Here is a 13,254-nt window from a genome sequence, read left to right as displayed (position 1 = left end):
TCCGTCTCCTTTTAACTTATTCCATTTAGTATCCCACAATATGAGCGTAGATATCGTATTATTGAAAAAGGCTGCTGACAATAGATTGTCAACAGCCTAGTATATTATATCAATTATTCTATGTTACTTGAAGTAAAAAGAGTTAGCTTACTTAATGCTATCCACTTCTTGGACTGCTTTGTTTTTCCCCGAAACAATCCAACCGCCAACAGCGATACCAATCAAGACAATCCAGAACATCGCTTTAAACAGGGGACTGTGCGGGAAGTGGTATGGAAGCACGCCAACACTTGGGTGTGCCAATGTGTACATAGCAAGCTTGAACCCTACCCAACCAACTATTAAAAATGCTGCTGTTTCCAAACTTGGTCTTTCTTTTAGCAACTTAACGAACAAGGTAGCAGCAAAACGCATAATAACTACCCCGATAAATCCACCAAGGAAGATGATGATGAATTGACCTCCATCAATACCTCCAATTGGAGGCAAGTTTGTTTTTGGCAATGTCATGGCCAATGCGAAAGCCGCAAGGATAGAATCCACTGCAAATGCAATGTCAGCAAGTTCAACTTTGAATACTGTCATCCAAAAACCGGACTGTTTTTTTGGTGTATCAACAGTCGCAGCATGCTCCACTTTTGCCACTGCAAACCGTCGCCATATATGGTTGAGCGCAATAAACAGCAAGTATGCGGCTCCAATCGCCTGCACCTGCCAAATACCTACTAAGAATGAAATGGCAAACAAAGATCCAAGCCTGAAGACGAGTGCCCCTGCCAGACCGTAGAATAACGCCTTTTTACGTGCCTCTTCTGGTAGGTGCTTAACCATAATTGCTAGTACTAGTGCGTTGTCTGCCGCTAAAATACCTTCAAGTGCAATCAAGACAAGAAGAACCCAGCCGTATTCCAATAATAATGATATCTCCATGGTTTCCTCTCCTTTTTACATAACAAAAGCCTTTCCTAGAAACAGGTAAAGGCTTTTATGAACACATAAAAGACCTTTACCTAGAACTGTCCAATTTCCAGTTTAGGCAAAGGTCTTGCTAACAACATTTTCGTTGCCGATAAAGCCGGTGCTGATTGATTCAGTCACGTCATGACGGCAATATCGTTCTCATAGCTACTCCCCTTTGATTGGGCTTGTGCATATGTAGTTTTAATATATAACTATTCTAGTAGGTTTATAGAAGAGTGTCAACACAATATTTTTTCGGAAATCAAGTAGGTATTGGAAGGCCAATATCTTAAATTTCAAATAATTTATTTCTACACTCTAAATTTTTTTTTTGTGATATAATCCATAACATTATTATCTATTTCAATATTAAAGGTCGTGGGATTAGTATGCATCAGGTATTTTCTTATAAAGAACGTCTCCATCTTTTCATTAAAATTGTCGTACCTATTCTGATAACACAACTTGGCTTATTTTCCATGAATCTGTTTGACATCATGATGACGGGAAACGTAGGGGCTACCGACTTGGCTGGTGTTGCGATTGCTTCTGGACTTTGGGTCCCAGTTTACACTGGCCTAAGCGGAATACTACTCTCCATTACACCAATTGTCGCACAGCTTGTTGGCGCTAAAAAGACAGAAGGTGTCCCGTTTTCCATTACCCAAGGTGTGTATGTCGCGTTTGTCATGAGTATTCTTGTTATCTGTATTGGGGCAGTGTTAATCAATCCGATTCTTACGGGTATGAACTTAGAAGCAGAAGTTAGATATGTAGCAAAATACTATTTGATTGCACTTGGCTTCGGAATAGTACCGCTCTTTGTTTATACAGTACTTCGTTGTTTTATTGATGCGCTAGGGCACACAAGAACGTCTATGATCATCACTCTTCTGTCCTTACCTATTAATGTCTTGCTAAACTACTTATTGATTTTCGGTAAACTTGGACTTCCTGCCCTTGGCGGTATTGGTGCAGGAGTAGCATCTGCTTTGACTTATTGGCTCATTATGATTATTTCATTATATATTGTTCTAAAGAAGAGGCCGTTTACCAAGTATCCACTTTTCAAAAAACTATATCCCATTTCTTTTTCAAAGTGGAAGGAAATATTACTGATCGGGGTTCCGATAGGACTTTCTATTTTCTTTGAAACAAGTATTTTTTCAGCTGTGACTCTTTTGATGAGTTCTTTTGACACTGTGACAATCGCCTCTCATCAAGTAGCACTGAATTTTGCTTCCCTTCTTTACATGATACCGCTTAGTATTTCCATGGCCTTAACCATTTTGGTTGGATTTGAAGTTGGAGCTGGACGCATTCAAGATGCTAAACAATACACCATTATGGGAGTAGTTTCTGCTGTCCTTCTTTCTTCCATTTGTGCTGTATTGCTATATTTCTTTAGAGCAGAAGTTGCATATCTTTACACAAAAGATCCAGAAGTTATTTCCCTAACTACCGCTTTCCTTTTATACGCCATTTTCTTTCAGCTTTCTGATGCCATTGCTGCACCAATACAGGGAGCACTACGCGGATATAAAGATGTAAATGTTACGTTTATGCTTGCTTTTGTATCTTATTGGATTATTGGTTTACCAATTGGGTATATATTGGCAAACTATACTGATTTCGGAGCATTTGGTTATTGGATTGGTTTAATTTGCGGTTTAGCAGCAGGAGCAATCGGTCTTTCTTGGAGATTAAGCATACTCCAGAATAGATATATGACTATGTCAGCAATTAAAAAGTAAATATAACTATTCTTATAGGAATAAAAAAAGGAGTTGTGTAGTAAATTGTCGAAAAAAGTCATATGATAATTTTTTAAGTGAGGTAATACCGATGAATGATTATGATATGGAAAAAGTCCGAGCTTCTTTACACTATTTTCGACATGAGCTTAAAATTCTTCTTGATTTGTTAGAAAGCTATGAAATGGCAAACTATGAGCAGAAGACAAAATTACATGAAGACTTGATCATACAATTCAAAAAATACAAAGTAAAGTTGAAAAGAGAAATTAAAATCTTGATTGAATACGATACTAATCTTTTGAGTTCAGACTTTCTCTTACCTTCCTTGGCTGTTGCTTTTGCCTATTTGCAGGATATTGGAGTCAACCGCATTAATCCTAACAGTATCCAAAAGGTGGTCCAACAAATAAAGAAGGCCTACTTTTTTATGGAGCGTTGTGATCAACGCTTTAAAATAGAAACATAGGAAAAAGGCAGCCAGTCGGCTGCCTTTTAATTAGTTCCTATATTATTTTCCAATAAACATTTGAGTCCAGTAGTTACCTTCTTCTACATGACCTACACCGATGTGAGTGAAGTTTTCGTTCATGATATTAGCACGGTGTCCTTGAGAATTCATCCATGCATTTACTACCTCTTCAGGGCTTTGTTGACCTTGAGCGATGTTTTCACCAGCTGTACGGTATTCTACTCCAAATTGTTTCATCATATCAAATGGAGATCCGTAAGTTGGGCTGTTATGAGAGAAGTAATTATTTTGTTGCATATCTTTAGATTTCTCTTTTGCTACTTTGCTTAATTCTACATCTAACTCTAATGGAGCTAGACCTTGTTTTTGACGCTCAGCGTTTGTTAATTCTACTACTTTCTTTTCAAATTCACTTACAGAACCAGCAGTTTGTTCAGTAGCTGGTTTTTCAGCATTTTGCTGTGGTGCTTGTTGTTGTGGTGCCTGAGCTTCTTGCTTTGGTGCTTCCTGTTTCGGTGCTTCAGCAGGAGCTTCCGCTTTTTCTTCCTTAGGAGCTTCTACTTTTTCAGCAGGTTTCTGCTCAGCTTGTTTTGGTGCTTCTTGCTTTGGAGCTTCCTTTTCAGCCGCTTCAGCAGATGGTGCGCCATTTAAGTTTACTTTTACGCCGTATTTTTCTTCAAGTTCTTTTACATAACCGTCTAAGAATGCTTTTGCATCTTCTTGATTAGTAAAAGTTTTATTTATATTAAATGAAGTGACCTTATTTGTTAAGTCACAAGTTGGCTTTGTTGGTGCGTTGTTTGATTCTGCTTTAGCATTCATTCCGAATGGTGCGGCTGTTAATACAGCTGCAGTTGTTACAGCAGTGATGATTGACTTTTTGTTGATTTTCATAGGTGTGTTTCCCCCTTGAAAGTTTTTTGTGTTGCTTTCTTGCTACACGAAAATCATATCATGGGTTTTGTGTAATATTAGAGGAATAATGTGGAAGATAAATATGTCTGCTTTCTATCATTATCCATATACTCCGAAAATCTTTATGTATCAACGGATTTCAATCAATGGCTAATCTAATGATATTTGAAGTGTTTTTCCAGTAAAATGAAACAGATTAAAATTATACTAAAAAAATGGTGTTGACAAGTTTTAAAACGGTCCATTTTATTACAAGATAGTACAGTAATATTACATTCTTTACAAGAAATCTTACTTTTTTGGATAATAAAACCATAAAAACACCAAGCTTTTTGGAAAGCCTGGTGTTTTACACAGATTTATTTTTCTATCCAAGTAAACATATACTTTTTATCTTCAATACCGTGAGCTTTTTTTACCACCTTCAAAGGCTTGAAGGTATCTATCATGACTGCAAGCTCCAAGGTTTCCTTCTTTCCGATACTAGCCTCGGTCGTACCAGGATGAGGTCCATGCGGGATTCCTGATGGATGTAACGTGATAGATCCTTCCTCAATTCCTTTGCGGCTCATGAAGTTCCCTGCTACATAATAAAGTAATTCATCACTGTTCACATTACTATGATAATACGGAGCTGGTATCGCTTCTGGGTGATAGTCGTATAACCTTGGCACAAAGGAACAGACAACAAAATTATGACCTTCAAAAGTCTGATGAACAGGAGGTGGCTGATGGACCCTGCCTGTTATTGGTTCAAAATCTTCTATATTAAATACCCAAGGATAGAGATATCCGTCCCAACCTACAACATCAAGCGGGTGGTGACCAAGTACATGTGAATGCAAATAACCCCTTGTTTTGGTGATTACTTCATACTCACCTTTGTCCGTATATGTTTCTAACGTTTCAGGCCCTCTGAAGTCACGTTCGCAAAATGGACTGTGTTCTAACATCTGGCCATATTCATTACGATACCTTCTAGGGGTGGTTAGTTGACTGAAAGATTCAATGAAGAGAATTTTCGTTTCTTCATTAGGTACAACACGGTAGATTGTACCGATTGGAATAGTCACATAATCCCCCGGACGATAGGTGAGGGTCCCAAACATGGTCTCTACTTTACCTGAACCGAAATGGATGAATAGCAGTTCGTCTCCATCCCCATTTCGGTAATAATTCTCCATTTTTTCTGTGACCAGCGCTGTACCTATTAATAGGTCACTGTTTCCTAATAAGTATTCTCTTGCATCTAACGCATTTCCTTTGGTCTCTAATGATGTAGTTAGTAGGTGGCGATGATTCAGTGCTTCTTGTTCTTCATATTCCGGCATATAGCTGCCAAGTACCGTGGATTTTACTACTTCTGTTGGCAAATAGTGATGGTACAAGATGGATTGAGTACCTGAGAATCCTTTTGTTCCCATTACCTGTTCTCTAAATAATGTGCCATCTTCTTTTTTGAACATCGTATGGCGTTTATGTGGTACTTCTCCCATTTTACGATAATACATGAGCTCACCTCATATTATAGTAGTTATCTAATTGTGTTTTTCAACGTCCCTAAACCTGTGATGGATAATTCTACTTCATCACCAGGTTGTAGCCAGCGGTGTACTTCTGTTCCGAGTTCTAGGATGCAGCCGGTTCCAACTGTCCCAGATCCTATAACTTCTCCAGGGTATAATGTAACATCGGCTGATGCTCTTTCAATCATTTGAGCAAAGGTATAGTGGATCTGCTCGAAATTCCCTTTAGAAAGTAAACTTCCATTTACAGAAGCAGTCATTTCTAAATTATAGCCTTTCTTTGTCTTACACGATTCAAGTTCGTCAGGTGTCACAATGACAGGTCCTAAGGATGTGGCAAAATCTTTTCCCTTTGCTGGGCCCAATCCTACCTTCATCTCTTTTGCTTGTAGGTCCCTTGCACTCCAGTCATTCATGATGCAATAACCGAATATATGTTGATCAGCTTCATGAGCTTTAATATTTCTGCCTTCTTTTCCAATGATGCAGGCTATTTCTAGCTCATAATCCAGCCACTCGCAAGCTGAAGGTCTTTCAATCAAGTCATCTGGTCCCTTTATGGCCAAATGATTCGTAAAATAAAAAACGGGAATCTCATACCACTCCGGAATTACATCCAGCCCCCTTCTGCCCCTTGCAGTCTTTACATGTTCCTCAAACGCGTAGAAATCCCGAACGCTTACTGGTCTAGGTAAAGGTGCAAGAAGGGTGACTTCCTCTCTTTTGTATCTTCCTTTTTTGCTGTCACTTTCTAAATGCAGTATTACTATATCTCTAAATTTCTCATAATGCTTTATCAATGTAAGAAGGTCGCTTGGTAATAGACCATCTGATGCTTCGTTCATATCGACAACAATGTCATGATTTATCCAGCCGGCTTTTATCTCACCAGAGCTATTTTTAAAGGTAATATACTTCATGACAAACCCTCACATTTCCTTATTTACGTTGAAGTTCGAACATATCACTTATGGCCCTTGTGTACATGCTCCCTGCCATTCTACCTACAGGATTCAATTTTTTTGTATCAATCTTTCCATCGAAATAGAGGTCATCTGAAATGTGGAAACTCTCTACTTTTCCGATAACAAGGCTGCCTGAACCTGGTACATCACCGAAATGCAGCACTTCATGCAGTGAGCACTCCATTTGGACAAGGCTTTCTTTGACCCGCGGTGGTGCCACTATTGAACTTGGTTCTTTCGTGAAACCCGATTCTACAAATTCATCCACTTCGCTTGGATATTCAGTTGCGGTGTTATTCATCTGCTCCACAATTTCCTCACTGACAATATTGATGACAAACTCCTTCGTACTTTCAATATTCAATAAGGTATCCTTTTTGGACCCATCTGTCCCTCTTCTCATAGGAGAAAAGCAGACAAGCATCGGCTCTGCACTGATAGCTGTAAAAAAACTGAAAGGAGCGATGTTTGCAACTCCTTCCTTATTAATAGAAGAAACTAGAGCAATGGGTCTTGGCAAGATAGAACCCACCATTAGCTTGTATGCATCTTTCCAGGCAAGATTGCTTGGTTGGATATCCATGTTTGTCACCTGCACTTTGCTACAAATTTTTTAGCGTCTCGATAAAATAACGGTTATCTTCCATGGAGCAGATGGTGACCCTTATACTGTTTGGATACCCCAAGACTGCTCCTGATTTAACCATGATCCCTTTTGTTAATAATTTTTGTGTGATTTTATTTCCATCTCTGCCGATATGTATCATCATAAAATTTGCTTGTGTAGGGAAATAGGGATAACCTAGTTCATCTAGTTCTGACTCCAAGTACGCTCTTCCTTCTTCGTTGCGAAGTATACAGACTCTTCTAAATTCCTGATCCATAATGGCTTCCATTGCAGCTGCTTGAGCAAGCTGATTTACATTGAAAACCTCTTTCACTTTGTTTAATTCTGCTGATATGGAAGGATCCATGATGCCATACCCAATTCTTAATCCAGCCAAGCCATATACTTTAGAAAAAGTTCTTAAGATAACAAGATTGGCATGTTTCTCTAATAGAGAGATGGATTGGAGATATTCCTCACTTGTTGCATATTCATAGTAAGCCTCATCTAACACAATCAAGATATGCTCTGGTACTTTTTCAATGAAGGAAATAAGATCATCCTTATTTACAATTGTCCCTGTTGGATTGTTAGGATTGCATACAAAAATCATTTTTGTCTGTTCTGTAATATTAGCGAGCATGGCAGTCAAATCATGCACGCCATTTATTAATGGAACGATTACCGGCTTTCCGCCTTCAATGGAGACATTGGTTTTATATCTTGGGAATGTTATATCAGCCATAATCGCTTCTTCTTCCGTATTAAGGAAAGCTCGAATGAGCAGCCTGATTATTTCATCTGAACCATTCCCGATGAACAACTGATTTTGTGCTACTCCCAAAAAATCCCCCAATTTGGTAGAGAGAGCTCTTGCCGAACCATCAGGATATGTAAATAAATAATCTAGCCTTTGCATTAATTGTTTTTTTACAAGCGGTGAACATCCAAACACATTTTCAATTTCAGACATGTTTCTTATATATGCAATTCCTAATTCCGACTGTATATCCTGCAAGCTTTTCCCTAAAGGGTAGGCAGCAATATGCTGGAGAATTTCTCGGCTTTTTACTTTTACCACCATGCTTAAATCTACCTCCTATAAAAAAGGGAGGAAACTGGTCCTCCCCTTAGTGACTTGCTTACAGATTTCCTCTTAATTCTTGCTCTCTTTCAATGGATTCAAATAACGCTTTAAAGTTTCCTTCCCCAAAGCCTTTTGCCCCTTTACGTTGGATCACTTCAATAAACAGAGTTGGTCTGTCTACAATAGGTTTAGTGAAAATCTGAAGTAGATAACCTTCATCGTCTCGGTCAACCAGAATGCTCAGCTCGCGAAGCTTTGCAATCTCCTCGTCAATTTCTCCTACTCTTTCTGATAACATTTCGTAGTAAGTGTCAGGAGTATTAAGGAACTCGACTCCATTTTCTTTTAGTTTGCTTACTGTTTGAACAATATCTTCCGTTAGTATTGCAATATGCTGAACACCGGCACCATTATAGAACTCCAAGTATTCTTCGATTTGCGATTTTCTTTTTCCTTCAGCAGGTTCATTGATTGGGAATTTGATTCTGCCGCCATTGTGCATTACTTTAGACATTAGCGCGGAATATTCTGTGTTAATATCTTTATCTGTGAAATGCGTCATTTCTTTAAAGCCCATCACTTTTTCGTAATAAGCAACCCATTCTTCCATTTGCTCTACGTTTCCTACCACGTGATCAATCCCGATAATCCCTGCATCTTTAACAGGTGTAGTGTTCGTGTATGCTTTGAATCCAGGCATGAAAACTCCACTATAATTTTTGCGTTCAACCAATGTATGAATGGTATCCCCGTATGTAGCGATTACCGCTTTCTTTAATGTTCCGTGCTCGTCTGTTAATTCTTGTGGTGGCTGAATGGCAATTGCTCCTCTTTCCACCGCTCCATTGTAAGCACTCTCAACATCTTCCACGACAAGCGCAATATCCTTTACTCCGTCTCCATGCTTTTTAACAAACTCAGAAATTTTTGTATCCTGTTTAAGGGAACCTGTAATGACCAGTCGTACATTACGTTGCTTTAACACATAGGAAACCGTCTCCCTGTTGCCTGTTTCTAATCCAGAATAGGCGATAGGTTGAAATCCGAATGTGGTTGCAAAAAAGTGTGATGCTTGTTTAGCGTTACCAGTGTAGATCTCCAAATAGTCAACATCTTTGACTGGAAATACTTCTTCTGCTTGATCTTTTACTTGCATCGTTTTTTCTACGTTCATAAATACCCCTCCTGATTTTTATCTAAAAAATATTATTATTCTGAATATAATATAATCTATTATTTTCATAGTCTGCAAGAGTCTCGTTTAAAGCTAGAATGCTTTGACGCGCCAACGTATCATGACGAAGTTACTTTTTGTTTTGTCGCTTTTGGGGCTTTATGAATTGCTTTTCCTTCTAGATCTTCCACCGACTCCCACATGCTTTCGTTTACACTCGGGTGCGGGTAGGAAGGAAACAGCAAATCTTCTTGTCTTGCTACCATTTCTAAAGCAAGTGTTCCGGTACTAATCATTTCTACCGCTTGGGCTCCCATCATATGAATACCCAAAATCAATCCTGTTTTCGCATCTGTTACCGTCTTACTGAAACCTTCTTTTTGTCCAAGAATACTTGCATACCCATTTGTTTGGAGAGTGCTTTCCCCTACCTTCACTTCAAACCCATTTCCAATCGCATCTGTTTCCGTCATTCCGACTGTTGCAATCGGTGGGATGGTTTGAACGATTCTAGGTAGAAATGTAAAATCACACTCAGAATGTTGGCCTGCTATGTTTTCCGCCGCAACTTTCCCTTGTTTAATCGCTTTAACTGCCAAGGCAGGGCCTTCTGTAATATCTCCAATGGCATAAACGGATGGTACATTAGTACCGCTTGCTTTATTTATTTTTATAAAACCTTCGTCGGTCAAATGTACGCCTGCACGCTGAACACCAAGTGAATCCGTTGACTGTTTTCTTTCTTCCGCACAATAAAGATGTGAACTTTCCAACATAACTGATTCATTCTTCCCCTGCTCCAATTCTACTTCCCATTGATTCTCACCGAACCTAAACTGAGGAGTTGCATCGGCCTTATAGAGCTTTATTTTTTGCTTTTTTAACTGTCTCTGCAGTTCTTTGTTTATGGAAGGGTCAAATGTAAATTCATGTTGACCTGGTGGAAGAATCCATGTCACCTTTGATCCTAAACTGTTAAATGTGGTTGCAACTTCAAGGGTGAAGTCGTCGTTTCCATATAAAATAAGCTCACTTGGCAATTCTTCCAGGTTCCATATTGAAGTTGGTGTTAGAGCTTGATGGGATATTTCAGCGATTGGCTTCTTATTGCACCCGGCTGCAATAATTACATCGTTGAAAGTGAAAGTATCATATTGATGCCCATTCTCCACCCCTATTTTACTGGCGGATATAAAAGAAGCTTCTCCCTCTATGATCTCGATTTTATTTGCTTTACATAATGCCACAACACCTTGAAGCAGTTGCTCCACTACCTTTTGTTTGTGTTCCTGTAACCTTGGTAAATCGAATGAAACTCCGCTTGTATCTAGCCCGAACTGCTGAAAAGGTTTCATCCGTTGGAAGACCTGAGCTGCTGCAGTATGTACTTTGGATGGGATGCATCCTTCATTTAAGCAGACGCCGCCAAGCTTGTTTTTCTCAATGATGGTAACCTGTCGCCCTAACTGAGCCGCTCGGATTGCAGCGTGATAACCACCCGGGCCTCCACCGATCACGATTACATCACGTTCTTGAGTAAGTTCACCTACAACCATTTAAACCAGCTCCAGCATTAATAATTTTGGTTCTTCTAAAAGTTGAGTCAGCCTGTTTGTAAAGGCGACTGCTGTCGCTCCATCTGCCACACGGTGATCAAAGGACATAGAAATGTTCATGATAGACCGTATAACAATCTCTTCCTGCTCATTTACAACCGGCCGCTTTTGGGTTTTATGGAAAGAAATCAATCCCACTTCCGGCTGATTAATGATTGGTGTGGCACCAATACTCCCTCCAAGAGGACCAACATTACTGATGGTAAAACTGCCCCCAGTCAATTCTTTCATGGAAAGCTTATTCTCCTGTGCCTTTTTTGTGAGCTCTTTTAAATTGACATGAATTTCTTTTAGTGACTTTCTCTCCACATTACGGATTACAGGGACAATCAGGCCATCTTCTGTATCTGTCGCAATTCCTATATGATGTTCTTTCATCAACTCTATTGTCTCTTCCTGTTCGTTCAATCTTGCATTAAAGATTGGATAATCTTTCAAGGCGATGGATATGGCTTTTAAAAATAGAGCAGTTGCTGATATGCTTTGATTGCTTTTTTTCCAAATCTCCCTGAGTTCTAAAATGTTTGTCACATCTACTTCTTCAAAATGAGTGCAATGCGGGATTGTGAGAAGTGACTGTGCCATTTTCTTGCCGATTTGTTTTCTTCGTCCTCTGTATGGAATGATCGTAGAAGGTTCTTGATGATTACTAGATTCTGTTTTAGTTTGACTTTGCTGGACTGGCTGTTCCTTCACTTCCACTTTAGTTGTAGGCTGCTCTTTACTCTCTATGAATCTATAGACATCTTCATCTGTAATCCTACCAGCAGGGCCGGTCCCTTCAATCTGTTCAATATCAACTCCTGAGTCCCTTGCAATCTTTCTTGTATATGGGGCAGCCATGATTCTAAATGAATGCAACTTTGTTGGAGGTTGATGCTCTCTTGTTGTTTCGGTCGCTTTTGTGGAAGTGTTTGAATGTGTATCTTTGTTAGAAGTTATTGTCTCTTTTCCAGCCGATTCAGCTTCTAACAAAAATAAAGTGGTGCCAACGGGTATGGTTTCCCCTTCTTTCACCAATATTTCTTTGATTACTCCAGCAAGCGGTGCCGGTATTTCAGCAGTCATTTTATCTGTCTGTACCTCAACTAGAGGCTCATCTGGCTTCACCTTATCTCCTTTTTTAACAAAAAAAGATAAAATATCAGCCTGTGTCATGCCTTCCCCAATATCATGAAGTTTGACCTCAATCATACATTGAACCTCCTTTTACTAAAACTTCATCACTTTATTTACTGCCGTAACCACCCTGTCAGTAGTTGGCAGGTAGTAGTCTTCAAATCCGAAATAAGGAACAGGCACATCAAATCCCGTTACTCGCTCCACTGGCGCCTTTTGATAGAGGAACGATGTTTCATTGATGATGGCAAGCACATCCCCACTTACACTTGTTGCCGCATGCGCTTCGTGTACAATAACCGTTCTACCAGTTTTCTGTACAGATTCTGCAATGATATCTTTATCAATTGGGTAGAGGCTTCTAAGGTCAATTACTTCGCAACTTACACCCTCAGATTCTAGTTTCTTCGCAGATTGAAGGGCAACGGGAACCATAGCTCCCCACGCAATAATGGTGACATCCTCGCCTTCCCTGCAAATCTTTCCTTTCCCGATCTCCACCGTATATTTTCCTTCAGGCACTTCTTCTCTGACAGAACGATAACAGCGCATCGGTTCCAAGAATAATACAGGATCTGGATCCTCGATTGCGGCAATCAATAATCCTTTGGCGTCATAAGGGTTTGACGGGCACACCACTTTAATACCAGGCATATGGGTAAAAATCGCCTCTGTACTATCTGAGTGGATTTCTGGTGCCCTAACTCCTGCCCCATATGGTGCACGGATGACCATTGGGACGGTATAATGGCCCATCGTTCTAGCCCTGATTCTTGATGCATGGGTCATAATTTGTTCGTAGGCAGGATAAATAAATCCAAGAAATTGTATTTCTGTAACCGGACGGAAACCATTTATCGCCATCCCAATTGCAGCTCCGATGAAACCAGCTTCACTTAACGGGGTATCTATGACACGGTCTTCGCCGAATTTTTGCTGCAACCCTTCTGTAGCCCGGAAAACACCACCATTTACCCCAATGTCTTCGCCCATGAGAAGTACATGTTCGTTTTCACGGAGCATAGTATCTAGTCCATCCGTAATCGCTTGAACCATAGT

12 protein-coding genes are annotated in these 13,254 nt (G+C 39.7%); 2 read left to right on the top strand and 10 right to left on the bottom strand.

Annotated features, from left to right (window positions below; all coding sequences use genetic code 11):
• Positions 1-147: 147 nt before the first annotated feature.
• Positions 148-930 carry a TerC family protein gene (locus FZC76_RS19390; RefSeq protein ID WP_148989822.1) on the bottom strand — a complete coding sequence of 261 codons (783 nt, stop codon included), beginning with the start codon at positions 928-930 and terminating at the stop codon, positions 148-150.
• Between the two features lie 419 nt (positions 931-1,349).
• On the opposite strand from FZC76_RS19390, the gene FZC76_RS19385 reads away from it, so the two are divergent.
• The gene (locus FZC76_RS19385; protein ID WP_148989821.1) at positions 1,350-2,714 is read left to right on the top strand and encodes an MATE family efflux transporter; all 1,365 of its coding nucleotides are present in this window, start codon (positions 1,350-1,352) and stop codon (positions 2,712-2,714) included.
• A 91-nt stretch (positions 2,715-2,805) separates the two neighbouring features.
• Positions 2,806-3,183 carry a hypothetical protein gene (locus FZC76_RS19380; RefSeq protein WP_148989820.1) on the top strand — a complete coding sequence of 126 codons (378 nt, stop codon included), beginning with the start codon at positions 2,806-2,808 and terminating at the stop codon, positions 3,181-3,183.
• 42 nt (positions 3,184-3,225) lie between these two features.
• On the opposite strand, the gene FZC76_RS19375 is transcribed toward FZC76_RS19380, so the two are convergent.
• The 9 genes from FZC76_RS19375 to FZC76_RS19335 form a co-directional block, all read right to left on the bottom strand.
• The gene (locus FZC76_RS19375; RefSeq protein ID WP_148989819.1) at positions 3,226-4,080 is read right to left on the bottom strand and encodes a CAP domain-containing protein; all 855 of its coding nucleotides are present in this window, start codon (positions 4,078-4,080) and stop codon (positions 3,226-3,228) included.
• A gap of 380 nt (positions 4,081-4,460) precedes the next feature.
• Complete coding sequence (locus FZC76_RS19370) at positions 4,461-5,612, bottom strand: homogentisate 1,2-dioxygenase (RefSeq protein ID WP_148989818.1); 1,152 nt, start codon at positions 5,610-5,612, stop codon at positions 4,461-4,463.
• Positions 5,613-5,635: 23 nt separating this feature from the next.
• Positions 5,636-6,547 carry a fumarylacetoacetate hydrolase family protein gene (locus FZC76_RS19365; protein WP_148989817.1) on the bottom strand — a complete coding sequence of 304 codons (912 nt, stop codon included), beginning with the start codon at positions 6,545-6,547 and terminating at the stop codon, positions 5,636-5,638.
• A gap of 19 nt (positions 6,548-6,566) precedes the next feature.
• A complete protein-coding gene (locus FZC76_RS19360; protein WP_148989816.1) occupies positions 6,567-7,175 on the bottom strand; it encodes a flavin reductase family protein in 609 nt (202 codons plus the stop codon).
• A gap of 19 nt (positions 7,176-7,194) precedes the next feature.
• Positions 7,195-8,283 (bottom strand): histidinol-phosphate transaminase, encoded by a 1,089-nt coding sequence (gene hisC, locus FZC76_RS19355; RefSeq protein ID WP_148989815.1) that lies wholly within the window; start codon positions 8,281-8,283, stop codon positions 7,195-7,197.
• 58 nt (positions 8,284-8,341) lie between these two features.
• Positions 8,342-9,460, bottom strand: coding sequence for a 4-hydroxyphenylpyruvate dioxygenase (hppD, locus tag FZC76_RS19350; RefSeq protein ID WP_148989814.1), 1,119 nt, complete (start codon positions 9,458-9,460; stop codon positions 8,342-8,344).
• A 119-nt stretch (positions 9,461-9,579) separates the two neighbouring features.
• Positions 9,580-11,016 carry a dihydrolipoyl dehydrogenase gene (lpdA, locus tag FZC76_RS19345; protein WP_148989813.1) on the bottom strand — a complete coding sequence of 479 codons (1,437 nt, stop codon included), beginning with the start codon at positions 11,014-11,016 and terminating at the stop codon, positions 9,580-9,582.
• Positions 11,017-12,270, bottom strand: a complete 1,254-nt coding sequence (locus FZC76_RS19340; protein WP_187442157.1) for a dihydrolipoamide acetyltransferase family protein — start codon at positions 12,268-12,270, stop codon at positions 11,017-11,019. It lies immediately after the preceding gene.
• Positions 12,271-12,288: 18 nt separating this feature from the next.
• A complete protein-coding gene (locus tag FZC76_RS19335) occupies positions 12,289-13,251 on the bottom strand; it encodes an alpha-ketoacid dehydrogenase subunit beta (protein WP_187442158.1) in 963 nt (320 codons plus the stop codon).
• Positions 13,252-13,254 lie beyond the last annotated feature (3 nt).

Source organism: Sutcliffiella horikoshii (assembly GCF_008180725.1).
In the GTDB taxonomy this organism is placed as follows: domain Bacteria; phylum Bacillota; class Bacilli; order Bacillales; family Bacillaceae_I; genus Sutcliffiella_A; species Sutcliffiella_A horikoshii_B.
The sequence above is the reverse complement of the archived record's forward strand: the minus strand, read 5'-3'. Positions and strand labels throughout refer to the sequence as shown.

Coding starts and splice junctions, on each gene's coding strand:
- FZC76_RS19370 (WP_148989818.1), bottom strand. CDS start 5,612: ATGTATTATCGTAAAATGGGAGAAGTACCACATAAACGCCATACGATG.
- FZC76_RS19390 (WP_148989822.1), bottom strand. CDS start 930: ATGGAGATATCATTATTATTGGAATACGGCTGGGTTCTTCTTGTCTTG.
- FZC76_RS19365 (WP_148989817.1), bottom strand. CDS start 6,547: ATGAAGTATATTACCTTTAAAAATAGCTCTGGTGAGATAAAAGCCGGC.
- FZC76_RS19340 (WP_187442157.1), bottom strand. CDS start 12,270: ATGATTGAGGTCAAACTTCATGATATTGGGGAAGGCATGACACAGGCT.
- FZC76_RS19360 (WP_148989816.1), bottom strand. CDS start 7,175: ATGGATATCCAACCAAGCAATCTTGCCTGGAAAGATGCATACAAGCTA.
- FZC76_RS19375 (WP_148989819.1), bottom strand. CDS start 4,080: ATGAAAATCAACAAAAAGTCAATCATCACTGCTGTAACAACTGCAGCT.
- FZC76_RS19380 (WP_148989820.1), top strand. CDS start 2,806: ATGAATGATTATGATATGGAAAAAGTCCGAGCTTCTTTACACTATTTT.
- hisC (WP_148989815.1), bottom strand. CDS start 8,283: ATGGTGGTAAAAGTAAAAAGCCGAGAAATTCTCCAGCATATTGCTGCC.
- FZC76_RS19385 (WP_148989821.1), top strand. CDS start 1,350: ATGCATCAGGTATTTTCTTATAAAGAACGTCTCCATCTTTTCATTAAA.
- lpdA (WP_148989813.1), bottom strand. CDS start 11,016: ATGGTTGTAGGTGAACTTACTCAAGAACGTGATGTAATCGTGATCGGT.
- hppD (WP_148989814.1), bottom strand. CDS start 9,460: ATGAACGTAGAAAAAACGATGCAAGTAAAAGATCAAGCAGAAGAAGTA.
- FZC76_RS19335 (WP_187442158.1), bottom strand. CDS start 13,251: ATGGTTCAAGCGATTACGGATGGACTAGATACTATGCTCCGTGAAAAC.